At 43.0% G+C, this 25,498-nt stretch carries 23 protein-coding genes and 1 other RNA gene; 7 read left to right on the forward strand and 17 right to left on the reverse strand.

All coding sequences use genetic code 11. The annotated features are described in order from the left end of the window. Window positions 1-369: 369 nt before the first annotated feature. The 3 genes from galU (at window position 370) to CSHOW_RS07175 (ending at window position 3,575) form a co-directional block, all read left to right on the forward strand. Complete coding sequence (gene galU, locus CSHOW_RS07165) at window positions 370-1,203, forward strand: UTP--glucose-1-phosphate uridylyltransferase GalU (protein WP_002949623.1); 834 nt, start codon at window positions 370-372, stop codon at window positions 1,201-1,203. After that, entirely contained in the window at window positions 1,190-2,419 is a 1,230-nt protein-coding gene (locus tag CSHOW_RS07170; protein WP_002949624.1) for a glucose-6-phosphate isomerase, read from the forward strand. The genes galU and CSHOW_RS07170 overlap by 14 nt, the downstream gene beginning before the upstream one ends. A 718-nt stretch (window positions 2,420-3,137) precedes the next feature. Then, window positions 3,138-3,575, forward strand: coding sequence for a Dps family protein (locus tag CSHOW_RS07175; protein WP_002949626.1), 438 nt, complete (start codon window positions 3,138-3,140; stop codon window positions 3,573-3,575). 1,085 nt (window positions 3,576-4,660) lie between these two features. On the opposite strand, the gene CSHOW_RS07180 is transcribed toward CSHOW_RS07175, so the two are convergent. The 12 genes from CSHOW_RS07180 to napA form a co-directional block, all read right to left on the reverse strand. Further along, window positions 4,661-5,851 carry a major outer membrane protein gene (locus CSHOW_RS07180; protein ID WP_002949632.1) on the reverse strand — a complete coding sequence of 397 codons (1,191 nt, stop codon included), beginning with the start codon at window positions 5,849-5,851 and terminating at the stop codon, window positions 4,661-4,663. Window positions 5,852-6,029: 178 nt separating this feature from the next. Continuing rightward, window positions 6,030-6,593 (reverse strand): c-type cytochrome, encoded by a 564-nt coding sequence (locus CSHOW_RS07185; RefSeq protein WP_039895440.1) that lies wholly within the window; start codon window positions 6,591-6,593, stop codon window positions 6,030-6,032. A gap of 81 nt (window positions 6,594-6,674) precedes the next feature. Continuing rightward, window positions 6,675-7,862, reverse strand: coding sequence for a porin (locus tag CSHOW_RS07190; protein ID WP_002949637.1), 1,188 nt, complete (start codon window positions 7,860-7,862; stop codon window positions 6,675-6,677). Window positions 7,863-8,166: 304 nt separating this feature from the next. Then, the gene (locus CSHOW_RS07195; RefSeq protein ID WP_002949641.1) at window positions 8,167-8,634 is read right to left on the reverse strand and encodes a hypothetical protein; all 468 of its coding nucleotides are present in this window, start codon (window positions 8,632-8,634) and stop codon (window positions 8,167-8,169) included. Next, window positions 8,621-9,256 (reverse strand): hypothetical protein, encoded by a 636-nt coding sequence (locus CSHOW_RS07200; protein WP_002949647.1) that lies wholly within the window; start codon window positions 9,254-9,256, stop codon window positions 8,621-8,623. The genes CSHOW_RS07195 and CSHOW_RS07200 overlap by 14 nt, the downstream gene beginning before the upstream one ends. Window positions 9,257-9,325: 69 nt before the next feature. Further along, window positions 9,326-9,673, reverse strand: a complete 348-nt coding sequence (locus tag CSHOW_RS07205) for a chaperone NapD (RefSeq protein ID WP_002949649.1) — start codon at window positions 9,671-9,673, stop codon at window positions 9,326-9,328. Beyond that, window positions 9,670-10,641 (reverse strand): WD40 repeat domain-containing protein, encoded by a 972-nt coding sequence (locus CSHOW_RS07210; RefSeq protein WP_002949650.1) that lies wholly within the window; start codon window positions 10,639-10,641, stop codon window positions 9,670-9,672. Before CSHOW_RS07210 ends, CSHOW_RS07205 begins: the two co-directional genes overlap by 4 nt. After that, window positions 10,638-11,108 (reverse strand): 4Fe-4S dicluster domain-containing protein, encoded by a 471-nt coding sequence (locus CSHOW_RS07215; protein WP_002949651.1) that lies wholly within the window; start codon window positions 11,106-11,108, stop codon window positions 10,638-10,640. Before CSHOW_RS07215 ends, CSHOW_RS07210 begins: the two co-directional genes overlap by 4 nt. Continuing rightward, a complete protein-coding gene (locus CSHOW_RS07220) occupies window positions 11,105-11,704 on the reverse strand; it encodes a nitrate reductase cytochrome c-type subunit (RefSeq protein WP_002949653.1) in 600 nt (199 codons plus the stop codon). Before CSHOW_RS07220 ends, CSHOW_RS07215 begins: the two co-directional genes overlap by 4 nt. After that, window positions 11,701-12,501, reverse strand: coding sequence for a quinol dehydrogenase ferredoxin subunit NapH (gene napH / locus CSHOW_RS07225; protein ID WP_002949655.1), 801 nt, complete (start codon window positions 12,499-12,501; stop codon window positions 11,701-11,703). The genes CSHOW_RS07220 and napH overlap by 4 nt, the downstream gene beginning before the upstream one ends. Next, a complete protein-coding gene (gene napG / locus CSHOW_RS07230; protein ID WP_002949659.1) occupies window positions 12,498-13,262 on the reverse strand; it encodes a ferredoxin-type protein NapG in 765 nt (254 codons plus the stop codon). Before napG ends, napH begins: the two co-directional genes overlap by 4 nt. Before the next feature lie 2 nt (window positions 13,263-13,264). Then, on the reverse strand, window positions 13,265-16,051 hold the full coding sequence (gene napA / locus CSHOW_RS07235) for a nitrate reductase catalytic subunit NapA (protein ID WP_002949660.1): 2,787 nt from the start codon (window positions 16,049-16,051) through the stop codon (window positions 13,265-13,267). A gap of 608 nt (window positions 16,052-16,659) precedes the next feature. Between napA and CSHOW_RS07240 the strand changes: the two genes are divergently transcribed. Further along, the gene (locus CSHOW_RS07240; protein ID WP_039895444.1) at window positions 16,660-17,175 is read left to right on the forward strand and encodes a ClbS/DfsB family four-helix bundle protein; all 516 of its coding nucleotides are present in this window, start codon (window positions 16,660-16,662) and stop codon (window positions 17,173-17,175) included. Window positions 17,176-17,405: 230 nt separating this feature from the next. Then, the gene (locus tag CSHOW_RS07245) at window positions 17,406-18,056 is read left to right on the forward strand and encodes a hypothetical protein (RefSeq protein WP_002949670.1); all 651 of its coding nucleotides are present in this window, start codon (window positions 17,406-17,408) and stop codon (window positions 18,054-18,056) included. Window positions 18,057-18,368: 312 nt separating this feature from the next. Here the strand turns inward: CSHOW_RS07245 and CSHOW_RS07250 are convergent, their stop codons facing one another. The 5 genes from CSHOW_RS07250 to panB form a co-directional block, all read right to left on the reverse strand. Further along, a complete protein-coding gene (locus CSHOW_RS07250) occupies window positions 18,369-19,703 on the reverse strand; it encodes an OprD family outer membrane porin (protein WP_039895446.1) in 1,335 nt (444 codons plus the stop codon). A 151-nt stretch (window positions 19,704-19,854) separates the two neighbouring features. Continuing rightward, a complete protein-coding gene (locus tag CSHOW_RS07255) occupies window positions 19,855-20,895 on the reverse strand; it encodes an AI-2E family transporter (RefSeq protein WP_002949690.1) in 1,041 nt (346 codons plus the stop codon). A gap of 275 nt (window positions 20,896-21,170) precedes the next feature. Further along, window positions 21,171-22,190 carry a Holliday junction branch migration DNA helicase RuvB gene (gene ruvB / locus CSHOW_RS07260; protein WP_002949695.1) on the reverse strand — a complete coding sequence of 340 codons (1,020 nt, stop codon included), beginning with the start codon at window positions 22,188-22,190 and terminating at the stop codon, window positions 21,171-21,173. Window positions 22,191-22,490: 300 nt separating this feature from the next. Next, window positions 22,491-23,378: a tetratricopeptide repeat protein gene (locus CSHOW_RS07265; protein WP_002949697.1), complete on the reverse strand. Its 888-nt coding sequence runs from the start codon at window positions 23,376-23,378 to the stop codon at window positions 22,491-22,493. Window positions 23,379-23,574: 196 nt separating this feature from the next. Next, window positions 23,575-24,378 (reverse strand): 3-methyl-2-oxobutanoate hydroxymethyltransferase, encoded by an 804-nt coding sequence (gene panB, locus CSHOW_RS07270; protein WP_002949699.1) that lies wholly within the window; start codon window positions 24,376-24,378, stop codon window positions 23,575-23,577. Window positions 24,379-24,462: 84 nt separating this feature from the next. Between panB and CSHOW_RS07275 the strand changes: the two genes are divergently transcribed. Beyond that, window positions 24,463-24,870 (forward strand): Hpt domain-containing protein, encoded by a 408-nt coding sequence (locus CSHOW_RS07275; RefSeq protein WP_002949700.1) that lies wholly within the window; start codon window positions 24,463-24,465, stop codon window positions 24,868-24,870. Window positions 24,871-24,937: 67 nt separating this feature from the next. Continuing rightward, window positions 24,938-25,295, forward strand: a transfer-messenger RNA (tmRNA) gene (ssrA, locus tag CSHOW_RS07280). Window positions 25,296-25,498 lie beyond the last annotated feature (203 nt).

Below are 25,498 nucleotides of genomic sequence, written 5' to 3' on the forward strand. Positions count from 1 at the left end.
TTTAATTCCAACAAAATTTCCAAAATCTGAGTCGCTGCGCTAGCAGTTGCAAGCAGACCGTAAGTAGAATCCCCTTCCACTCCCAATAAAAGAGGAAAGCTTTAATTTTATAGAAGCTACAAATACGTAACGTTAAATTTGGCAAAAATAAATAGCGCCATAAAGATGCAAATCTCGGCAAGTAAAATTTGCAATTTTAACTTCAAATTTGAACATCAAAAATTAAGGCAACGTATCGTGAGGTGGCTTTTAGCGATTTCGCTTCGTTGCCCTCGCAAGGCAAACCGTAAATTTATCCGCCAAATCCTCCTTAATACTCCATATAAGACAAAACTCGCTATAATTTCGTAAAAAATCAAAAGGAAAATTATGATACAAACTTGTTTATTTCCGGCTGCGGGCTACGGCACGAGATTTTTGCCTGCGACCAAATCGCTACCAAAAGAGATGTTGCCGATCCTCACAAAACCGCTGATCCATTACGGCGTGGACGAGGCGCTAGAGGCGGGCATGAAAAACATGGCGTTTATAACCGGTCGCGGCAAACGCGCGCTGGAGGATTATTTTGATATTAGCTACGAGCTAGAGCATCAGATATCGGGCACCAATAAAGAACACCTGCTAACCGAGATCAGAGAGCTAATGGCGCGCTGCACGTTTTCGTTCACGCGTCAAGAAAGCATGAGAGGCCTAGGAAACGCCATCCACACAGGCAAAGTCCTCGTGCGAGACGAGCCGTTTGGCGTAGTGCTGGCCGATGATCTGTGCATCAACGAAGATGGCGAAGGCGTGCTATCTCAAATGGTAAAAATTTACGAGAAATACCGCTGCAGCATCGTCGCCGTGATGGAAGTGCCGATCGAGCAAAGCAAAAACTACGGCATCGTCACGGGTCGCGCGATCGAGGACGATCTGCTCATGGTTAGCGACATGGTCGAAAAACCCGATCCCAAAGAAGCTCCGAGCAACCTAGCCGTCATCGGCCGCTATATCCTGACGCCCGATATTTTCACGATCCTAGAGCGCACCAAACCCGGCAAGAACGGCGAAGTTCAAATCACCGACGCGCTAAAAGAGCAAGCCAAAGACGGCATGGTGTTAGCATATAAATTTAAAGGTAAGCGCTTTGACTGCGGCAGCGTCGATGGCTTCGTGCAGGCGACTAATTTCTTTTACGAGCTAGGCAAAAATGCTAAAAAATGAGTTATTTTTCGAAAAAACGCCGCTAAGCGCGATCGGCTCCTACGCCAAACGAATGAACGACGAACTAAAAGGCGGCGAGATCGGCTACTATCACCTGCCCGAAATCGGCGCAAATTTACTCAGCGAAATAGCCGAGTTTGAAACGACGCTCGCGCACGTAAAAAGCGTCGTGCTAGTAGGCATCGGCGGTAGCAGTCTGGGCGTCAAGGCGCTAAAAACGATGCTTGGGGGCGCTAAAAGGAGCCGCGAGCGAGAGCTTTATTTTCTCGATAACGTCGACGCCTTTAGCTTTGAGAGCGTTTGCGAGAGCATCAAATTTAACGAGACGCTTTTTATCATCTCGTCAAAATCGGGCACCACGATCGAGACGATCACGCTATTTAAGTGCATTTTGGAGCGCTTTAAGCCCTCAAATTTGAGCCAAAATTTCATCGTCATAACAGACCCCGCCTCGCCGCTAGAGGCCTACGCCAAGCAAAACGGCATCAAATTTTTTAATATCCCTAAAAACGTCGGCGGCAGATTTAGCGTGCTTAGCGCGATCGGACTCGTGCCGCTAATGCTATGCGGATACGACGCGGCGGCTCTACTAGAGGGCGCGCGGGCGTGTAAAAAACGATTTTTAGAGGACGGCGACGATACGCTACTGCAAAAAGCCTACCACTACGCGACGCATAAAAACGCCAAGATCAACGTGATATTTAGCTACGGCGATAGGTTTTTGGAGTTTAACGACTGGTATGTGCAACTGTGGGCGGAGAGCCTGGGCAAGAAAAAAGGCTACAAACGATACGGACTCACACCCGTCGGACTCATCGGCTCGCGCGATCAGCACAGCTTTTTGCAGCTCATCATGGACGGCGTGAAGGATAAGACGGTAACATTCATCAAAGTAGCGAGCGCGGACGCTGACGTAGCAGTGCCGAGCATAAGCCTAAACGGTCTTGAGGGCTGCGACTTTGTAAACGGGCTAAATTTGGGCGAGCTAATCAATGCTCAGTGCAGCGCCACCATGCATGCGCTCGTGCAAGAAGGCATCAGCGTGGACGTCATCGAGCTTGAGCGGCTAGATGAGGCGAGTGCGGGATTTTTGATTTATTATTTCGAGCTTCTCACATCTGCTACGGGCATAATGCTAGGCATAAACACTTACGATCAGCCGGGCGTCGAGGTCGGTAAGCGCATACTAAAGACGATGCTAACGGCCGGAAAATAAAGAGCCGCAGCGTAAATTTATGCGGATTTTGCTTTATGAAGCTGCGGCAAATAAGCCGTTAGTCTCGTAATTTTTTGAGCTGACGGCTCAAATTTGCGGTATTTTTGGTAAATTTGAGTTTAAATTTGCCCTGGCTTTATTTTGGCAAATTTTAGGCGGAAATTTAATGCCCATACATCAATGCCGGCAAATAAACAACAAGCTACTTCTTTGTGACGCGACTTTTTATTCATTTTTGTAGTGTTGATAACTCGAGACGTAAATTTGGCGCAATATTGTGTGATCTTTAGCCTTTACTAAAGTCGTGCGAATAAAATTTATCGGTAAATTTGCTAGATTTTACTTTTCTGATACCGCTGATTTGATCATAAATATTATTTAGCAAACGCGCTTATAGACGAATTTAACAGCTTCCACTATATATCATCCTATAATTTGCAATATAAACTTCTAGTCTTTTGTCCTCTCATTACCAAAACTTTCTTTTTGGGTATTTTTGGCATATTTAGTGAAATTTAAAGGCCTACCAAAGAACGTGGACCTATTCGATCAAAAAAATTTTTATACCCCGTAGTAATCTTTATCAACACTTGACAAAGTAATGTATTCTAAATTATCAAAAACTCTTCACAAACAATAATTTTTATTATTTGCAAATTATTTTTCTTTAAGTTTTATATGCTATAATTTCATCACAAATCAAATCAAAGGAGACAAAATGTCAAAAGTTGTTACCCAGTTAAATCAAATCCAAGCTGACGCTCATGCGTTATTCGTTAAATTTCACGACTACCACTGGTATGTAAAAGGTATTCAGTTCTTTAGCGTACACGAATACACCGAAAAAGCGTACGAAGATATGGCAGAGATATTCGACGACGTCGCTGAGCGTGCTATACAACTAGGCGGTAGAGCTATCACCAAAATAGAAGAGCTAAACAAGCTAGCTCATCCAAAAACAGATAACAAAGATAGTTACACTCCGACCGAGGTTTTAAAAGGCGTTTTGGCTGAGTACGAGCACTTGCTGGGCGAATTTAAAAAGCTAGAAGAAGTCGCTGAAGAAGCAAAAGACAGCACGACCGTAACTATGGCGCAAGATCAAATCGCAAAATATGAAAAAGCTATCTGGATGCTAAAGGCTACTTTGGCTTAATTTTTGGGGCGCAAGCCCCTTTTTCTATTCTTTTTTCTTTCAAATTTTAATTTCTACAAAATATCAACTTAGTTATCTTTAACATTTTCAAAACAAGCAGAAACTTAATATAAACATAAATAGCATTGAGTTGCAATGAGAACTATATTTTTAAAAAGTAACGAGCGTAGCGAAGTTAAAAATAAGCATATGGTTCGTTCCAGAATTTCAGAGACGAAATTTAGAGAATTTTATAATATTTTTCATTTAGTACAGAAGATACTAAAATAGCAGAATTTACTAAAATCTTAGAAAAAAGAATCGATAAAATAACTAAAAACATCAGAATTTTTATTATTAAAAAAGTGCGAGCTCTTGAAGAGTAACGAGCGTAGCGAAGCTAAAATAAGTAATTTTAGCGACAAGATAGAGATTTACTATAGCCATTTAAAAGCAAGAAAGGTAGGGGTAAAAAACACATGTATTCGGAATGCCAAAGCATGACGGCAAGATCTATACCAAATAATTAAAAACTACTCTACAAATGAACTAATACCGATACTATAATTTATTGAGACCATTGGAAAAGCCTATGATGGTTAGGTTGATTAGCGAGCAAAGACTCGTTGTAGAGTAAAATATTCAAAGAATGAACTAGCCTACTATTTTGCAAGAAGCTAACAGTAAAACCACATAAAAGGTCGAGAAAATTTTTGGGATTATGTTAGGATTGTCTAAATTAAAAGAATCTTCTCTAAAGCGTAGCAATACCATAGCGACTACAGAAAGGCTAAGAGAAAGAGAGTTTTTGCCTCATTAAAAGAGCGTGAATTTGGGCTCAATAACAGTAAAAATACAAAAACTTTCTATCATATTTTACCAAAGATGACAAGAGAGAATCCTCCTTATCTTGAGCCTAAAATTACTTTATCATATAATGTAGTGATTTGGATGTTTTATTTGGGTGTTTTTGCTTGCAAATTTTATCAAATACTTTTTAGATAACTTTAAAAGTCAAGTAAGGATTTGTGCCTTATTTTTTGAAAAGTATAACATAAAGACCTATAGAAAGGAGATATCTCGGGATAAACCCGAGATATTTAAAATTAGAATGTGTATTTAGCTTGGAATCTTAGCTGTTTAGTTTTATCTTTTGAGTCATCTTGGTGCTTGTTAATCTCATACGCATAGAAGCTTGAGAACTGAAGTTTAGCACTATAGTCATAAGTTAGTCTTGCTACATACTCTTGATATTTCTCTTTATCGCCTGAAGCAAGTTTAACTTTACCATTAGAATAATCGCCACCGACTCTAAATTTCTCAGCAAAAGTGTATCCTGCTTTCAAGAACCAGAAGTTAGCTTTACCTTCAAGAGCAGTATAATCAAGAGCAGATTTTATCTCACCTACATCTATAAATGAACCTTGATCCTCTAGGCTTACAAAACCTTTTTCTTTGTCATGAACTTTATATCCGATATAACCAGCAGCTACATCAGCGCCAAATACTTTTGTACCAAGTTCACCTGCATAGAAATCCGTATCTTTAAAGTTTACGCCAACATTATTGTCTATATCAGCATGTGCATACTGAACTTGAGCACCGATATTTACATCATCAGTAATATTAAGACTAAAGTTTACGTCACCTATAATGAGGTTAACAGAATCAACCAAAGATGCATACCATAGTTGGAAGCTTACCGGATCATAAGAGCCGATAGCAGCTACCGCATATAGGTTGTTATTAAAGATACCAGGGGCATTAGTGTAAATAGCGCCATCGCTCTCGCCGTTATTTTCTAATGCATCAAAAGCAAATGCAGTTAGAGTCAAGCCTGTAATATCTCTATTTTCAACTCTGACGCCAGTGCCTACAGCATCATCAGTAAAGAATGAACCTATGGTTTGCTTACCTGCAGTTATTGTAGTGTTACCTACGTTATATCCAAGGTAAAATTCTTTTACGTTAAATGGACTTGTTGTATCTGTTCTATCGCTGCGTCCATCTGCATTAAAAGCAGAGCTGTCGTTGGAATTATATCTAAGTGTTAAAACACCAAAGAAATTATCATCTAAAGCAGCTTTAAAAGAAAATTCTGATTTAAATTGGTGATGTGCAGTCGTATTATCTTTTACACCGTTAGCTTTCTTAACTGTAACGTTATTATATCTATATCTTGCATATCCAGAAAGATCTACATTTTTGATCGCCTCTTCAAGCGGCGTAGCACTCGCTACAGTTGAAAAAGCACCTAGTGCAACCAAAGCAGCCAATGAAATTTTAGCAATTTCCATTATTTTCTCCTCAAATAAGATTTAATATTTTAGAATCTTAACATAATCTAGCCTTTAATAAGCTTAAAAATTTTATATTTCTTTGGAATATTACCGAGCGTTTACTAAAATATACTATAGGGATTTAAAATTTGAAATATTTTTAACATGCCGAGCCAAATCGACTCGGCAAATTGGATTATTTTAAGTAGCTTCCTTGAGTAGGAGTAGTAGAGACGTCAGAGTTTTCCTGTTCGCTTCCCCTGTACTGCAAAGCATCTTTGCCCTTTAAAAAGGCAATAATTGCCCCAAGGTCGCTATATTTTGTTTTGGCGGCAACGGTTTTCATTAGATTTCTCATATCTCCGCCATAGTCAGAATCGTTTAGATAACCAGAAAAAGCAGCCTCTATATCCTCTGCACTTACTTTAGTTAACTTTTTGGATGTGCCATAAGCTCTTTTATTCCCATCTTCGCCGTGACAAGAAGCGCAATTTTTAGCATACAGTTCGCGACCTTTTTCCACACTATACCTTCTTTTGGTATCTACGCCGATATTTAAAAACTTGCCGCCACCATCAGTCTCAGGAGCTTTTTCATAAACATTTATACTTATATTTTCGTCTTTAGAATATTTTTCTACCAAACTTTTTAGCTCTTTTGCAAATTCACCCTTTGCCTCAAATATATAACTCGGCTCGTCTGCAGCATTTAAAGAAAAAGTCAAAAGACATGCTAAAAGCGAATAATGCATAAATTTCATGAAAAACCTTTTTGATAAATTTAAAAATCCCAAGCAAGGGAAATTTTGCTTGGGATTATAGCATAAAACTAGCTTTTTTGATTAGAAGCTGTATTTGGCTTCAAATCTTATGCGGTCGTGTTTATTTTTATGATCTCCGTCTTTTTCTTTAGCTGCTGCATAGAATGTAGAGAAATTAAGTTTTTTGCTGTAAGCATAGCTACCGCCGACGTTCCACTCGTCTCTATCAACTCTCTTATTATATCTATAGCTATAGCCCTTACCGTCTATATAGTTAGCATACAAGCCAAACTCGTTAAATTTATATGACGCTCCGACAAACCAATAGTCGTTTTTGTCTTTAATGTTATTATAGTATTGAGCGCTACCGTTCATGACCGAGTTAAGTAGTTTGCCTGGGTTGATTAGTTTGCCGTTATCTTCAACAGTTACGAAAGATGTTTTATCGTCTTTAGCCTTATAGTAGATATAACCTGCATTTAAACCGACTCCGGCAAATCCTACATCACCTTTAGCTGCAAAGAAATTTGCATCACCAAAGTTATTGTCGTCTGACTCATTGTGAACATATTGTGCTTGTAAGCCTAGTTTTACTGCATCTAGGTCAAATTTCAAAGCCGCATCAGCTGCAAATAAATTTGCGGTATCCTCAAGATATGCCCACCAAGCTTTAAAGTTTACAGGATCATAGCTTCCCATTGCACCCACGCCATAGTAGTTAAGGCTTTTTGACCCTGCTAGGCCTGATAGTAGTCGACCGTCATAGTCAATGCTATCTGTTTCAAGTGCGTCAAAAGCAACACCAACCAAAGTAAGACCTGATATATCAGTGTTTTGTACTCTTAAACCAGTTCCTACCAAATCATCGTCAAAATATGTTTTAACAAATTGCTTGCCAGCTGTTATTGTAGTATTGTTTATATTGTAGCCAAGATAAAATTCTCTTACACCAAATGAGCTTGTAGTATTGGTGGTATCGCCATTAAATCCAGAACCGTCATTTGCTGCATATCTTAGACCCAAAACACCAAAGAAGTTATCGTCAAGAGCAGCCTTAAAAGTACCTACGAATCTGAAGTTATGATTTGCATTATTTTTATTGAATGCGCCTGGCATACCATTCCAGCGGACTTTATTGTGAGTATATCTATATCTTGCAAATCCTGAAAAATCTACATCTTTAATAGCTTCTTCAAGTGGAGTAGCATTTAAAGTAGAGAAAGCGCCTAGCGCAACCAAAGCAGCTAAAGAAATTTTAGCGAGTTTCATAAGTTCTCCTTTATAAAAGTTTTATAGGCATAATTTTAGCACAAAATCGATCGTGGTAAGCTTAATGCAAAAATTTAACATAAATAATCATAAAACACGAATATATCAAGCTATTACAAGGCTATTTTTGATACTTAATATTATTAAAATAAGAATACTACCAACAAAGCTTAAATATGAAAGCTTAATTTCAAGGATTTTTGCGAAATAAAAAGATAAAAAAGGGGACGCACATCCCCTTCTTAAAAGGAGTTCTAACTTTGATTGCTTGTAAGAATTATAAAACATTTCGGTAAATCAACGGCTAATCAAAGCTGATATTTTCACTTTTCGGAACTTCGATTAGGATTTTCTTGTTGTTTTCTTGCTGTTGTGGGCTTTTTGCAGGACTTGTACTTTTAAATTTCGGCGTTTTATTTACTTTATGCGTAACGTGGTGCGTTCCGCTTTTTATGAGCAGCATTTCAGTGACGAGTCCGCCCGAAACGCCGGCATAAACGGTATCTCCGCTAGAAAAGTAAAATTTATCCGCACAGTACTTACCGCTAGGCAGTTTGCCGTTTGAAGTGTCGATTGATTTTATATCGTAGCAGTATTTGCCACCGTCGTAGGTTACGCTTGATATCACGCCACGCAATGAGCCTCTAACGGACGCAGGTTTTTGAACAACTGGTTTTTGGACGACTTTTGGTGGCGGTTTTTGCTCAAAAAATGCGCAACCACTAAAAACCAGCAAAACGGCGGCTAAATTTAAAAACTTAAGCCTGAACACTGAGCACGTTCCCACCAAGTTCGGCTATTCTTTTATCTACGGCTTGCGTCGCTTTTTCTATCGTTTTTTGCGAAATTTCAGGCAGTTTACCGCCCCAAATTTTCTCAGCCTCTTTAAAGCCCCTTAGCATGCCTTCTTTTCCGGCTTCGAGCTTTTGCAGGTCGTCTCCTGCGGCGCTAATAATAAAATTTGAAATCCTATCCGCGGTGTTTGCGATACCGAAAAATCCATTCTCGCTCACTAGATCGCTGGCTTCGCTTTGGCTTAGTTGTGTTATAGGCTTGCCCTCGTAGCCGATAGATTTAAAATCGACGCCAGACAAGATATCGTTTAGAGAATTTATGCTTTTGTTTTGAGCGCCGAAAATGTCGCTAAATTTTGCAGAGCCGTTAAAGGCCGAAACTTGAGATAAGAAATTTGAACTCGAATTTGAGTCCGCTCTAGCCTGAAAATGCGACAAATAGCTATTTGTTAGCTGTTTTACGTCGATATTTGCGTAGGCTTCTTGCATCCTTTTTATATTTTCGTTTTGATCTACGCTTGCCGTGTTTTGGACGTTTTGCACGTCATAGCGAGGTTGTGGGATGTATGGATTTTGGCTTAAACCGTTGATGCTTTGCATGTCTTATCCTTTAAATTTTTATCCATATTATATATCGTCAAATTTAGGATAAAGTTAACGGGTAAAAATTTATTTTACCCTATCGCCGACGTGGCCGTTGTATACGATGTTCTTAGCATCGACGTTTTCGTCGAGTAAAATTTCGCTTATCTTGCCGCTTTTTTTAATGCTTTCGATATCTTGTTGCAAATCCTCTTGATAGCTGTATATCATCGCAGCCCCAGCTACGCCCTCTACGCCCTCTAGCGCCTTAAAGAGCTCTATCTCGCCGTCTAAATTTTCAGCGCTCATCACGACTACGATCTTACCGTCTTGCGCGGCGATGACCTCGCAGCCTTTTACTTGCTCGATTCTTTTGGCTACCTCGGCGGCTTCGTTTCCGTCTTTGGTATATACTATCGCACTTGATATGTTCATTTTACGCTCCAAAATTTAACCTCTTTTTCGTACGCGACGCTGATTAGCCTGCCGCTATCGGAGAGGTAAATTTCATTTAAAATTTGCTGTCCGGTTTTTACGGTCGCGAGTTTTGTTTTGCTTGCGATGTCGTAGACCAAGATATCGCTCTCTTCGCCGTTCATATACGCTAGCGTTTTGGCGTCGTCGCTAAGCCCCGTCGCATAAACGATAAAATCAGACTTAAAATAGCTCATCGAACCGTTAAAAACGCCTGCTTGTTTGTCGATGCAGCCCACGGCCACGACATCGTTTTTATAGTCGATGTCGTACATATTGTCTTTAAAGAAATTTAGAGTTTGCTCGGTTTGGCGAGTTTTTAGATTATAGATATAAATCACGCCGCTTTCAGCCCCGATAGCGATTTTGTCGCGGGTTTTGTTGATCTCAAAATCAACGTAAAGCGCGATGGAAAATTTGTGTTTAAAGACCGCCTTTTTGCTCTCTAGGTCGATGTAGTAAATTTCATTCCCAAAGTCCGACACAACCGCAGTTTTTTCATCTATGAAAAAGGCTTTTTTGGCGGATTTGTTAGCTAGGTGCATATTGCCAACCTCGCTCCAGTTATCATTTTCTTTTTTAAAAACGTACAAATATCGCTCGTTGTAATCCATCTCGGTTAAAACCAAAAGCATGTCGCCCAGCCGGTCGATGCTAAAAATTTTTGCTGGCTCTTTGTCGCTAAAGTGCGTTTTGACCGTGCGAAATTTGATCGGTTCTAAAAATTTATCCGCCTTTATGTCGTAGATATCAAGCTCGCCGCCGTCCGTACCTAGATATAAAATTTCATCTATCAAATTTGAACTTATCACGTTTGCGCCAGCTTTTATGACCTTATCAGGTTGTGATATCTCAAGCGGTGCGGCCGCCAAATTTGCGGTCAAATTTAAGCAAAAAATCGCCGTAAAAAATAAAATAAATTTTCTCATAACGCCTCCATTTTGATACTATTCGCGAAGCAAACTTCCATACACTGCGCGCAGCCCGTGCATTTTTGATTTACGCTCGGACGAAAAACGCCTAAAAAATCGATCGCTCTAAATTTGCAAATATCCTGACAGCTACAGCAAATTGTGCCGTTCCAAGCAAGACAACTATGCACGTCGATAAAAATTTTAGCTTCTATAGTAGCTGCGAATTTTAAATTTAAAACCTCTCGTCCCGCCTCTTCGCAAGCGAGCGCACACTCTTTACAAAAGTTACAACCCAAGGACTTAAATTTAAAATTTATTCTTTCATTTTCAAAGCTTAAAAGCTCTCTATCGCAAGCACTAACGCAAGGCGCTTCGCAATCAGCACAGTTAAATTCTCCACAAAAATAAGGCGGAGCGATAAATTTTTGAGCGGTTTTGCCGCCCAAAAATTTAGTAAATAGCTCGCGTCTGGATACGCTCACCTAACGCCTTCGTTTAGTACGTCTAACAGATTGGAATGCTGAGACAAGTTAGCGTCGCGGTACTCCGGCTTAAAGTTATTTTTAAACTTAGCCTCTACGTTCGCCTGCGGTACGTGGCAAACGGTACAGTTAAAGCGGTCGTCGCTAAGCTTACCGTCGAGGTCTTTTTTGTTCCTTATGCTATAAAGGTGCGATTTAGGGATCGCGGTCGCGCCGACGTCTTTTGCGACTTCAGGCATATGACATGTAACGCACATATTATTATCCGCAGTTATCGGTATCAAACCCTCTAAATCATGGGGTATCATCGGCGGTGCGTTTTCAAAAGAACGCTCGTATCTTTGCGCTTCGCCCGCGGCAGGTTTCGTCCAGTTTATATCGACCAACTTTACCTCTTCTTCATCCATAACATCACTAGCCGAACGCAAGATATTTAGATCCTTAGCTTCTTTGCCATCGGCTAATTTTGATTTATTTTTTTGCTCTACTTTTTGAGTTTGTACGGAGCTAGAGGTTTTTTGTTCTTCTTTAGCTTCGGCATATCCCGAAAATACGAGGACGGCGCACGCCAATCCCGCCAAAATTCTCGCCTTCATTGATTTTTCTCCTTTAGTAAATTTCTAATGTTAAATTTGAGCGCGTCGTCATCGCAGACGTCGATACAGCGTCCGCAGCTGATGCACTCGCTCGATGTTATAAACCCGCTTTGCTTGCCGATAATGCCGAGCACTTGGTTTTCCGGGCAGATCAGCTTACACTTCATGCAGTTAGTACAGCTAGCCGCATCGTGTTTTACTCTGATAAGGGCGAATTTGCCGGCTATCGCGTAAAAAGCGCCCAGCGGGCAAAGCTTTGAGCAGACTAATCTATCGCCGATAAACGCGTCTATCGCAAACACCCCAAACGCCACGAACAACCACAGTGTTCCGCCGTAGATGACGCCGCGCTGAATAATGCCGATAAAGCTAACGCCCTCAAACGCCGGAGCTGAAGTGACTAGCGAGATAAAAAGCGTAAATCCTAAAACGTAATATCTAGCGCTTCGCGTGAAATTTACGAATTTTTTATCTTTGTCGTAGCCAAGCTTTACTCTGACCCAGCGAGCGGTTTCGGTGATGATATTTACCGGACAAACCCAGCTGCAAAAAGCGCGCGGAGCGACGATCGCGTAAAAAGCAAACACGATAGCGGCCCCCACAAGTGCACCCGAAGCGATACTAAAACTAGCTAAATATAACTGCAAAACGGCAAACGGATCGCTAAGAGGAACGACTCCGAAAAGCAAAGACGAGCTGAGATTGCCTTGTAAAATTTTAACTCCGTAGTAGTTGCTCGCAAAAAACAGCCCTAGGATTAAAATTTGACTTATCCTTCTTAAAATCAAATATTTCATAGCAAATCTCCGCTATTTAGATAGTCGTTTAGCTTTTTCTCGTCGGTTTTAAACTCTTTTGGCTCAGCGTCTTTTAGCTTTTTATCCGCGCCCTCGACCCAGCCTTTTACGTACTGTTCGTTGCTAGAGCCTAGCCCTATCTCGCGCGGAAGCACAAAAATGGAAGCTTTTGGCGTCACGCAAACTTGCTCGCACATACCGCAACCCGTGCAGTAGTCGGCGTCCACGACCGGTTTAAAAAACGCGTGCTTTTGCGTGCGTTCGTTGCGGACATATTCAAGCCTTAACGCTTTATCTATCAAAGGGCAGGCGCGGTAACAAGCGTCACAGCGAAGCCCCTCGTAAGCGATGCAGAAATTTGGATCCAGCACCGCGATACCCATCTGCGCTTTGTTTATATTTAGCTTGCCGTTATCCTCGCTCACCAGCTTCGTATCTAGAGCTCCGGTCGGACAGGCGACCGTGCACGGGATATCCGGGCACATATAACAAGGGATATTTCGCGGGGTAAAAAACGGAGTGCCGTAAGGCAATCCGTCGTCTAAATCCGCAAGCTTAAGCGTATCCCAAGGACAGGCTTCTACGCAAAGCCCGCAGCGTATGCACTCGCTAAGGAAATTTTTCTCCTTCAAAGCACCCGGCGGCCTGATGAGTAGAGTTTGGGCTTTAGCCGTCGTTTGCGTACTCCAGATAAAGCCGCCTGCGAGAACCAAACTAATCGCTTTTAACCCAAATTTTAAAGCCTCTCTTCTATTTTGCATTATTAAGCCTTGTAAATTTTAACCGCGCATTTTTTATAGTCGGTCTCTTTTGATAGCGGACAAGTCGCGTCAAGAGTAACTTTGTTAATAAATACGTTTTCGTCAAACCACGGCACGTAAACTAGACCCATCGGCGGTTTATTTCGTCCGCGCAGATCGATTCTTGCTTTTACCTTACCGCGGCGAGACTCGATCCAAATGACGTCGTTATGCTGTAAATTTAGCTTTTGCGCATCGCCCTCGTGCATGTAGCAAAGCGCTTCAGGTACGGCGCGGTAAAGCTCAGGAACGCGCATCGTCATAGTGCCTGAGTGCCAGTGTTCTAACACGCGGCCCGTGCATAGCCATAGCGGATAGGTATCGTCGGGCATCTCGCAAGGATCCATATAAGGACGGAAGAAAATTTTGGCTTTATTAGCGATAGAAAATTTCTCGTCTCCGCTAGTTACTTTGGTCAAATCGCCTTTTTGCAACTTGGCTTTTTTATTGCCGTAGAATGCAAACTGCTTGCCGTCTTCGGCAAATTTCTTCGCGTACGGATCATATTTGGCGTTAAATCTCCACTGAGTTTCTTTACCGTCTACGACGGGCCACCTTAGTCCGCGCACTTTGTGATAGGTATCAAAGTCCGCCAGATCGTGTCCGTGACCGGAGCCAAATTTGCGGTAGTCTTCCCAAAGATATTTTTGAACGAAAAATCCGTATCCCTCAAATACCTTGCCGTCCGAGCCGACAACTTTTCTGCTATCGCCGAAAACTTCAGAGTTATCGAAATCTTCCATTATAGCGTCTTTTGCAGGATAACTCTTAGCCTCTTCGTTTGCGAAAAGCACGTCAAATAGCGTATCTTCTTCGCTATAACCCATGGCTTTTGCCTCGTCTAGCACGCTTGGGAGCGTTAGCTTATCGTCTACTTTTTGTTCGCCCCAAACCTCTTTTAGCTTAAAGCGCTTAGCAAATTCCAGCATTTGCCACGTGTCGCTCATCGCTTCGCCTACCGGAAGGACTTGCTGACGCCAGTGCTGCGTTCGGCGCTCGGCATTACCGTACGCACCCCATTTTTCGTAAATCATCGCGGTAGGCAAGATTAGATCGGCAACTTTTGCCGAGATGCCCGGATACGGGTCTGAGACGATGATAAAGTTATCCATCTCGCGAGCGGCTTTGATCCAGTGGTTTGCGTTTGCGGTGTTTTGCCACGGGTTATTTACCTGCACCCACGCCCATTTCATCTTTCCATCTTCCATATCGCGCATCATTTTTACGTAGTGGGAGGCGACTTTCGGATTTAGCGTATTTTTAGGCAGTTTCCAAATTTTCTCGCTTATTTCGCGGTGTTCGGCGTTATCTACGACCATATCCGCAGGCAAGCGGTGAACGAAAGTACCGACCTCACGTGCCGTTCCGCATGCGCTTGGTTGTCCGGTTAGCGAGAAAGCACCCTCGCCCGGTTTTGCTTGTTTACCAAGTAGCATATGCACCATATAGGCTTGCTCGTTTACCCAAGTGCCGCGTTGGTGCTGGTTAAAGCCCATCGTCCAAAAGCTAACTACTTTTCTACCTTTTTCGATGTACCAGTCGGCTAGTTGCTTTAGTTTTTTCTTAAATTCTTCCAAATCCTCGTTCGGATCGCCTTTTATTAGCGGAGCGGAGAAATCAAGCGTATAAGGTTTAAGAGCTTCTTTAAATTCCTCAAACGTGATTTGCCAGTGTTTGCCCGCGGTAGCCGTATTTTTATTTTCCATCACGTCGCCCTCTTTATAGCCTAGATAGCCCAGAGTCACGCCTTCGTTTTTGCTTAAAGTCTTTTTAAGTTCGGTCTCGATGACGTCTTTTTCGGTATTGTAGTTAGGGTGATTTGGATTATTTCTAAGCCCATAGCCGATATCGGCAGGTCCCGTCGCAAATACGCAGTGGCTATTTACGTAGTCCCAATCAATGGCTTCAGGATGATTATAAACGATCTCGTGAGCGATGTAGTTCCAGATAGCAACGTCGCTTGAAGGAGCGAAAATAATCTCGGAATCGGCGATATTTGAGGTTCTAGTCGAATACGTACTTAAATTTACGACCTTTACGCGCTCGGGATTGCTTAGCTTTTTATCGCTTACGCGCGCCCAAAGTATCGGGTGCATCTCGGCCATATTAGCGCCCCAAGCCACGATAGTATCGGTTAGCTCTATGTCGTCGTAGCAGCCCGCAGGCTCGTCGATACCGAACGTCTGCATAAATCCGACGACCGCGGACGCCATACAGTGGCGAGCATTCGGGTCAATAGAGTTGCTTCTAATACCCGCTTTCCATAGTTTGACGGCTGCATAACCCTCTAAAATAGTGTATTGACCCGAGCCGAAAACGCAGGCTGAATGAACGCCGTTTTTCTTCATGGTCTCTTTATATTTTTCCGCCATGATGTCAAAGGCTTTTTCCCAGCTAATAGGCTTAAATTTGCCTTTTTTATCAAATTCGCCCTTTTCGTTCACGCGTAAAAGCGGCTGAGTGATGCGGTCCGCGCCGTACATGATCTTGGCGTTAAAGTAGCCTTTGATGCAGTTTAGGCCGCGGTTTACGGGTGCTTCAGGGTCGCCCTTGACGGCTACGATTTTACCCTCTTTGGTTGCGATCATTACGCCGCAGCCAGTTCCACAGAACCTACATGCAGCCTTATCCCAGCGCCAGCCCTTTTCAGCTGCGTTTTGCGCAGCTGCCATAGAGCTAGGCAGCGCTATACCGGCACTCGCGCAAGCAGCCGAAGCGGCGGCGCTTTTTATAAAATCTCGTCGATCCATTTTCTCTCCTCGTTTATTTTTTAAGATAGTTCTTAAAAATCAGGCAGATATTAACCGTTACAACCTAAATTTAAGTTGATTAAAAATAATTAATTCTTTGGCAGTATTTGGGGTTTAAATTAAGACCAAAATTATCTTTATTTTGCATATTTTAGGGCTAATGCTTAAAATTATGTATAAATATAAAATTTTATATTTACAAAAATCAATATGCTTTTTGATAACAAAACCCATAATATTTTAGAAACTATTTTTAAAATATAAATTTAACGTGTAAAATCGTAACATTTTTGCATTGTAAATATAAAGCTATATATTAAGTATAAAAACAGTGGTCTATTTTTAAATTTAACCTTTTAAAAGCGCTAATTTTAGGCTAAATTATCATAGGTATAAAATTGATTAAAATTCAAGACCATAAAACTCACAAAATTGAAATTTGATCAAATTTGAGCTATATATTTAAGTTTTATTTTTAATTTTTAAAATACAAATATAAATTAAATTTTACCTTTTATATTTTGTAGCTTTTGGTAATACCCGTATCTTTAAAGTGCAAATTTGAAAATGTGCTGTATAATTTGCTCAAATTTAGCCAAGGGATAAAAATGCCGCGACCTACGAATAAAATAGACTTACTAAGTGCTTCAGAGGCAAATTTTAAAAAGCTTTTATCACTAGTTGAAAGCATGAATGAGGCAGAGCAAGAGGCCAAATTTGACTTCGAGGATAGAGATAAATGCGTCCGAGACGTACTTGCGCACCTTTACGAGTGGCACTTGCTTTTGATAAATTTTATCCAAAAGAACATAAGCGGTGAGCGGACTGCGTTTTTACCGCAGCCGTATAACTGGAAAACATACCCGCAGATGAACGTGCAAATTTGGCGCAAGCACCAAGATACACCGCTTTGCGAGGCTAAAGCGCTACTAACGCAAACACACGAAAAAGCAATGCAGCTTACGGCAAATTTTAGCGACGAGGAGCTTTTTGCGCGCGGACATTTTAACTTCACGGGCAATCTAAACCTCGCCGCCTACGTCACCGGCAGCACCTCATCACACTACGACTGGGCGATAAAAAAGATAAGAAAGCACAAAAGAAGTCTAAAAACTAGCTTGTGATCTGCCGCTTTACTAGTCAAATTTAGGCAGGCAAATTCGCCAAATTCGGTCGCCCATCGCTTTAAATGCGTCTTAACATTAAGCTAAATTTAGCTAGATTTAGACTTTTAAATTTCAGGAGAATGAATGAAAATAAAATTTTCTCTCATAGCTGCCGTTTTGACGCTAACGGGATGCGGCGATAACAACATCGATATCGTCAAAAACTACACGCTACCGATAAAAAATCAATGACGATAGGCGCCGCCGTTGACGGCTACAAGGGCTGCCAAAAGGTAAAATGGGAAGACGTTAGCGGAAACGATCTAAAGCTAGTCAAGGTAACTTGCGAGGTTAGTAGCGACGTGCTTAAGGCGGAATTTGACAAACAAAACGCTCGCTACGAAGAGGCCGTGCAAAAAGCCAAAGACGACGCGCAAAAAAGCCTAGAAAAGACGCTAGAGCGGATAATGAATAACTACAACGAACTAAAAACCGAAGGTAGCAGCGACGCAAACAAAGAGGAGATGCTGGCGCTGGCAAATAAATTCTGCAAATACGACGAAGAAAAAGCAAAGAAAAGTAGCTTCAGCGCGCCCGTAAACTGCGATAACGATGCGATCGCGGACGAGCTCGCAAACAAATACAAGCTAAACGGCAATGCCTTTTTATTTAGCACCTTCGTAAGCCGGTTTCAATGGGCCGCGCTTGATTCGCAACGCCCGCCAAAACCGATATTTTTCGGAGATATGCCAAAACAGATAAACTCGCGCTCGTACGAGCTCAAATTTATCATCAACACCGATAAAACCGTCGATATCGACCGCAAAGCCGTGATGATAGAGGACGGAGAACGCAAGGAGATCGGCAGCGGCGTACTCGGTAAATTTTACGAAAGATAGGCCTTCATTTATAGCTTGCTCGGGCGAACGATTTGTCCTTGCAAGCTTAAATTTGCTTTTATTTTCGACAGATCCACACAAAGCGCGAAAGTAAATTTAGATCGCTACGGACAAATTTCAGCCTTTAAATCCACGCTATTTTTTCAAATCTCGTTTTATCAAATTTAACTGTTCTTGATTTTATCTTTTAAATTTAGGTGCAAATTTGCTCAACAAGATCAAATTTATGCCGGTTTTACGAAGCTAAATTTGCGACGATAACACAAAAAAAGAAGTCGCGGACGCGTCAAATTTGCGTCCGCATTAGAGTAGCTAGTTTAGAAGGTTAAATTTATATCCGACTTGCAGCCAAAGCTCGTTGTTATCGGTCTTTTTGACTGCACCCATAGCATCAAAGTTCTTTCTCTCAAGAGCCGTGTAGGTGATGCTTGCGCTTAGCCCCTTGACCCACGGTATATCGTAGCTAGCCTGAGCCGCCCAGCCCTTGACGTTCATGTGCGTATTAGCCGCGGTCGGACCTGCATTGCGGTGAGGGGCGTCTTGTTTGCCTTTTACTAGATGTAGTTTTGCTTTTAGGCCCTCGGCGCCCACTTCTTTAAAGTCGTATTCAAACAAAAGTTTATGCGTATTCATGCCCGCATATCCTGTAAACACGAAAGGTCCGCGGATAGGAAGCAGCGTGTATGAGCCAGGGCCGTTACCTAGACCAAACGCCAAAGCGTCGTTGTCGCCGATGGTCGTATAGGCATAAGAGGCGCTAAATCCCACAAAATCATAAATCCCCGCTCTTAGACCGATCATATTTCCGTCGTAGTTTAGATCTTCTAAGCCTCTTGTAGTGCGAGAGCCCTTATACATCGCGTCAAATCCGAGCTTAAAGTCGCCGACGGGTACTTTGTAGTTTGCTTCGGCCAGGTAAAAGTTGATGTCGCCCTGCAAAGCGCCACGTCTAAGATCGGTCACTCTAGCGTATGCGCCGGTTAGTTTTAGATTCGGTATGCCTTGGTTGATGACCGCGCCGGTAAAGATATTATCAAACTCATACGCCACAGGCCCCATACCGCCGACGATTACTCTGTCTTTAAAGTGCGGAGCGCGCCCCTCTTTGCCGCCCGTTACGACGGCGCTTCTGCCTTGAAATTTATAATACCAGCCGCCGATCAGGGTGGTGTTTGGTATGTCTTTATTTACGATCGTTAGACCCTCAAACGCCTCTTTAAACGCGCGCGTCGGGTTGCCCGCTACTAGCGGAGTGTTTACGTACTGACGGCCAAATTTTATATCAGTCTGCCCTATGCCGTAGCCTAGATACGCTTCGGACATTACCGCGCCCTGCGTTCTCCATTCTTTGTCGTATAGAGTGCCGCTTTTTCTCATGCTGTTAAACGGCAAGAAGTTGCCCTGCCCAGTAATGCCGAGCCTAAAGCCGTAAAACGGATCGGTCACGTATCCAAGCTCAAGCTGTATAGACGTCAGCTGCTCGTCGTGTATCGGCGCGCGCTCGTCTTTTTGATCGACATAGGTAGCCTGGATCTTGCCCGCTAGTTTTCCTTTGGTAAACGCCTCCCCAAAGGTATCGGCTGCGTTTGCTGCGCCTAAAAAGCCAAGCGCCAAAACGGCGGCCAAACTTAGTTTTGCTAGTTTCATAAAAACTCCTTGGTTAAATTTAGCAAATTTACGTTCCGTAAATTTAATGCGGAACATTAATTTTTATATTTAAGGATTATAGCACAGAAAATAATAAAATTCGCGTTAGATTTGTGATATTTGCTAAAAATATCGCCGATTTTAGGCAAATTTACACAACAGCGCGCTCTTTAAGCAATGTATAAAGCTTAATCGTCGAGATAAAAAATGTCACGATCGCAGGCCCCAGGATAAGTCCCCAAAAGCCAAACGTCGAGATACCCGCTATCATCGAGAAAAACAGCAACAGCTCGTTGATCTTGGTCGGGATTTTTACGAGCTTATCGTTGATAAATTTAATCACGATCGGCTTTAAAAACGTATCTGCGACGACAGATATCACGATGATGGTATAGACGGCGATGACGATCGCGGCCGCGGTGTTGCCGTTAGCAAACTCGTAAAGGCTAATAGGCCCCCAAGCAAGCAATCCGCCAACGACTGGCACGAGCGAAGTAAAGGCAAAGAGTATGCCCATCAAAAAGCCGTTATAGCCGTAGGAAATCGTAATGATAGCAAAGAGGCAACCCTGCAAAATCGCGTTTATCACGATAGAATAAAGCACGACGCTCATGACGTTGGCCACTTCGCTGAGGATAAACTCGCTCTCGCTCTCCTTCATCGGAAGCGCGCTTTTTAGGTAGCCCACGAGCTCGCTGCCGTAAAGCACCGCAAAAAAGAAAAACACGAGGATAAAAATCATATCTACGAGAAAATTTACGCTTGATTTTCCAATACCGGCTAAATTTGCGATGAGATTTGCCGAGATAGCCTTGACGTCGATATCGGCGATCATCTCTTTGATTTTTGGTTCTAGAAATTTGATCGGCTCTGGCAGCTGAAAATTCCCGCTTTGAAAATAATTTAGCGTGTTTGTTATGTAGCCGGTGTTAAAGTTTGCGGCGTGTTTAGCGATCTCGATCACGGCGTACAAAAGCGGCGCGATAAATAGCGAAAATAGCGCAAGCGTGGTAAGAGCCGCCGAGAGCGTCCTTTTGCCCTTCGTTAGCTGTAAAAATTTGACGTTGACGTTTGAGGTGGCGACGGCTAGCAAGGCGGCGATAAAGATATTTAGCAAAAACGGCTTAAAAAGGTACACGACCAGCGCCAACGCACAAAGAGCGAAGACGCCAAAAAACACTCGATTATTCATTTTTTTCCTTTGAGGGGCTTATTATATCAGATTTTGCGGTGTTTTGCGGGCGGGCGGGGCTTTGGGGGGATAGCTTTGGCAAGGTTGATAAATTTAGCGCAAAATTTGAGCGTGTTAAATTTTCTGTGTACTTTTAAATCGAGCATATAACGAATGCGGTCAAATTTGACGGCCGACTAACCAGACGGCAACAAATTTGAAAGCTCAAATTTTACTTACCGACGGCTTTAGACAAATTTAGAAAAAATAACCATCTAAGTAGAGCCAAATTTGCCCTACTCCTCAAACAATCCCTTTTGCGTATCGCCGTCAAATTTGAGCTTAAACACCTCGTAGGCTTTGGCGCTAGCTAGCCTGCCTTTTGCCGTGCGCTCGATGTAGCCGTTAGCGAGCAGATAGGGCTCGATCACGTCCTCGACCGTGCCCTCGTCCTCGCTTAGAGCTGCCGCGATCGTGCTTAGACCCATCGGGCGGCGTTTGGCGGCGAGCAGGATTTCTAGGTACTTGATATCCATCTCGTCAAATCCTATGTCGTTTACGCCAAGCGCGTCTAGAGCCTCTTTGGCGCGAGGTTGCGAGATGATCGCTTCGTCGTTTACCTCGGCAAAGTCTCTTATGCGTTTTAGCAGCCGTAGTGCGATCCTAGGCGTGGCGCGCGAGCGAGCGGCGACCTCGAGAGCGGCGGCTTTTTCGCACTCTTTGCCAAGCTTTACCGAGGCGATCTGCACGATACGAGCCAGCTCCTCTCTGGTATAAAACTGCAGCCTAAAATCCATCCCAAATCTATCTCGCAGGGGTGCCGAGATCATTCCTGCGCGCGTCGTAGCGCCGATCAGCGTAAATTTAGGTAGGTCGATCTTGATAGTCTGCGCCGCAGGTCCCGAGCCTATAATGATATCTAGGCGAAAGTCCTCCATCGCAGGATACAGCACCTCCTCGATCGCGGGGCTTAGGCGATGTATCTCGTCGATAAAGAGCACGTCACCCTCTTGCAAATTTGTCAGCACCGCTGCCAGATCGCCGCTTTTTTCTATCATGGGCGCAGCCGTCATCTTGATGCTCACGCCCATTTCGTTTGCAATGATGTGCGCCAGCGTCGTCTTGCCAAGGCCCGGCGGTCCGTAGAAAAGCACGTGATCTAGGCACTCGCCGCGCTTTTTAGCGGCCTTTATAAAGACGCCTAAATTTTGCTTGATCTTTCCCTGTCCGATGTAGTCCTCAAAGCGCGTGGGGCGTAGCGACACCTCAAAATCGTTCTCGAAGCTTATTTTTTCTATTTCGACTATTCTATCCATTTTTTCGGCTCTGTTTTTCGTAAATTTGCCGCATTTTACAAAATTTTGGGTAAGTTTTGGCTTTCGCCTTTGTTCAAATTTGACTCGGCGTTCGGCGGTAAATTTGAAAGAAAAGGTGATTAAATTTGAGTAAAAAACGGCGAGTTTAGGTTGGTAGAGTCAAATTTGGCGCCGTAAAGGCTAAGGTTTTTAAACCAAACAAAGCTCAAATTTATCCGCCTCGCCGAAGCGGATAAATCTCAAAAATCAGCTTAAATTTGACGAAAAACACAGATCGCGGCCGACTAAATCGGTCAGAGCTTAAAACTCCGCTATCCTTGCCTTTAAAAGCTTGCAGTCGCTATCGTTGCCAAATTTACAACCCTCCGCGATAGATTCGAATTTTTCGTAAATTTCGATATTTTTCTCGTAGTTTTCAAAGCCCAGAGCCCTGCAGCCGTCGTCGTTGCCAAGCTTGCAAGCGCGCGAATACCCGTCGTAGGCGTCGTAAACTGCAAACTCCACGCCCTGCGCGTGCTCGTAAACGTAGCCAAGAGCATAGCAGCCAAGCGCATTTTTCATGTAGCACGAGGTGTCAAAGGCCTTGTGCGCGCTTGCTAGATCGCGCTCTGCGCCCAGCCCCTCATGCATCATCCTGCCGTAGTTATAGCAGCCCGCGCCGTCAAATTTCCTGCACGCTTTGGCGTATAAATTTACGGATTTTTTGAGATCGTTTTGTGATTCATAGATGAGGCCGAGGTTGTTGCAAGCCGCTCCAGAGCCTAGCTCGCAGCCTTTTTCGTAGAGGCGAAATATTTTATTTTCATCTTTGGGGCCGAAAATTTCCTTGACGTTTAAAAGCGCTAGGTCAAAGCAGCCCGTGCCGTTTCCCAGCTCGCACGATTTTACAAAGAAAAGCTCGGCTTTTTCGTTACTTTTCTGGGCTCCTAGCCCGCTAAAATGCATGCTACCCAGTGCCGCGCAGCTCATCGCGTCGCCCTCCTCGCAAAGCGGCGATAAGATCTTAAAAGCCGCGTCATAATCGGCATTTTCGATAGCCTGTCTCGCGGCCGCCTCGCGCTTAGAAAATCGCTTCTCTTTCTGCGTTTGCTCGTTTTGCTCGCCAAGACTATCGATGCCTAGCCCAAAATTCGGATTTGAAGCCGTTAGCGCACTAAAAAACGTCGCTAAAATCAATAAAATTTTCAAAACACGCTCCTTGTTTTTAACTAGCCTTGTTTTGATAGCCAAATTTTACCCGTCAAATTTGACGAGGGGCGGGTAAATGCAAGCGTTCAAATTTAACCCAAACTCTGTTCGTCAAATTTAACGCCTAAGGCTCAAATTTGCCGCCGTTTGCCGGGTGATCAAATTTGCCCCGTCGACTAGATTTGCCCAAAACAAGCTAAATTTTATACTCGAACTCCTCGCTCGGAAAGGTCTTTTCTCTAACTTCGCGAGCGTAGGCTTCTACCGCCGTTCGCACCAAATTTGCGCCGTCAAGGTATCGTTTTACGAATTTTGGCTTAAACTCGTCAAAAAAGCCGAGCATATCGCTCCACACGAGCACCTGCCCGTCCACGTCGGCACCCGCGCCGATACCGATGATAGGCATCTGCACGCTCTTTGCGACCTTTGCCGCAACCGCACTTAGCGTGCCCTCGACCACGGCCGAAAACGCTCCAGCGCGCTCAAGCGCCTTCGCCTCCTCGATCAAGCGTGCTTCGTCAGCCTCGCTGCGTCCCTTTATCTTGTAGCCGCCCTCTTTTCGCACAAACTGAGGCATGAGTCCGATGTGGGCCATCACGTTTATGCCCTCGCCCACTAGCCTTTTTACGATAGGAGCGGCTTTTAAACCGCCTTCAAATTTGACTGCATCCGCGCCCGCTTTGATAAATTTAGTCGCGTTTTTTAGCGCTGATTTTTCGTCCTGATAGCTACCAAATGGCATATCAACAACGACAAAAGCATGCTTTGCGCCCTGCAAAACAGCCTTAACATGATAAAGCGCGTCGTCCATTTTTAGGCTTAGCGTGTCTTTTTTGCCGTTAAAGCTCATGTTTAGACTATCGCCGACCAAGATAATATCGACGTAATCATCAAAAAGCCGCGCAAAAAGAGCGTCATAAGCCGTGATCATAACGATGGGCTCAACGCCCTTTTTATTAATTATATCATAAATTGTAACTTTTTTGTCATTTTTTAACATAAATTCCTCCTTAAATTTAGGTATTTTATTTTTAATTTTATCAAAAAAATGTTACAATCACGATAATAGTTTTAAGGAAAATAAATGGGAATACTAAGAAGCCTCGAGATAGACTACTCTTACGACATCGTGGAGGAGTTTTTGTCGCATTACTCCTTGATGTGCGATCTGATGGAACCGCTCATCATAGGGCTCACCAGGCCGGATAGGTATAGCGGCTATATCGGCGAGCTTTTTAGAATTTTTCATAATATTAAGTCTGCCGCAGGCTTTATGAAGCTTGATCCTATATTAAAATTAACTACTTTAGCCGAGGAAATTTGCGGCGAAGCAAGGGATCTACAAGGACCCGCAAACGATGACTTCGTAGACTGGCTGCTTTTATTGAGCGACCAGTTTAACAGATACAAAAACGATATAGAAAACGATACCGAGTTTTTCAGTCCGCTGGACGCCAATATCGTAAAAATTCCCCAAAAACTAGACGTTTGACAAAAAATACAAAAAATAATATAATCCACAACCTTTAAAAAGAGGCTAAATTTAGTCTAATTCTTACGGGAGCGACTTGGCTTCGACAGGAGCAGAGCGGTCACGGTGGCACGTCGCTTTGAGCAAAGCGTAAAAAGCTCAAATAAATTTAAACGCAAACAACGTTAACTACGCTCCTGCTTACGCTAAAGCTGCGTAAGTTCAGTTGAGCCTCGCCTAGTCAGATACTAGCTAAGACGGCGGCGAGTAACCCCAGCTAGCGTAGGTTGGCGGCCTGACGAGCTGTTAGCCGAAATCTTGTCTTAGTCTAAAATAAGGTTTTGGAAAGTGAGCCTTTTTAGATGAAATTTTCACTTTTGCTAAGCGTGTAGAGGCTGTGATCGGTTTGTTTTTGGACAGGGGTTCGATCCCCCTCGCTTCCACCAATTATCATTTTCACGAGATTTCAAAAGCTTTCAAAAGTCCCTAAAATACGAGCTTTAAACCCCTTTTAGCATTTCATAAGATTTCATTGATTATCATACATTTTCAAGAAAATAAGTGTGTTTTTGAGTGTGCGCGACTAAAACGCTAAATTTTTACACACTCAAAAAAAGGATAACCGACAAGAACGGGCTTTGCGTAAAAT

The organism is Campylobacter showae (assembly GCF_004803815.1).
Classification (GTDB): Bacteria; Campylobacterota; Campylobacteria; order Campylobacterales; family Campylobacteraceae; genus Campylobacter_A; species Campylobacter_A showae.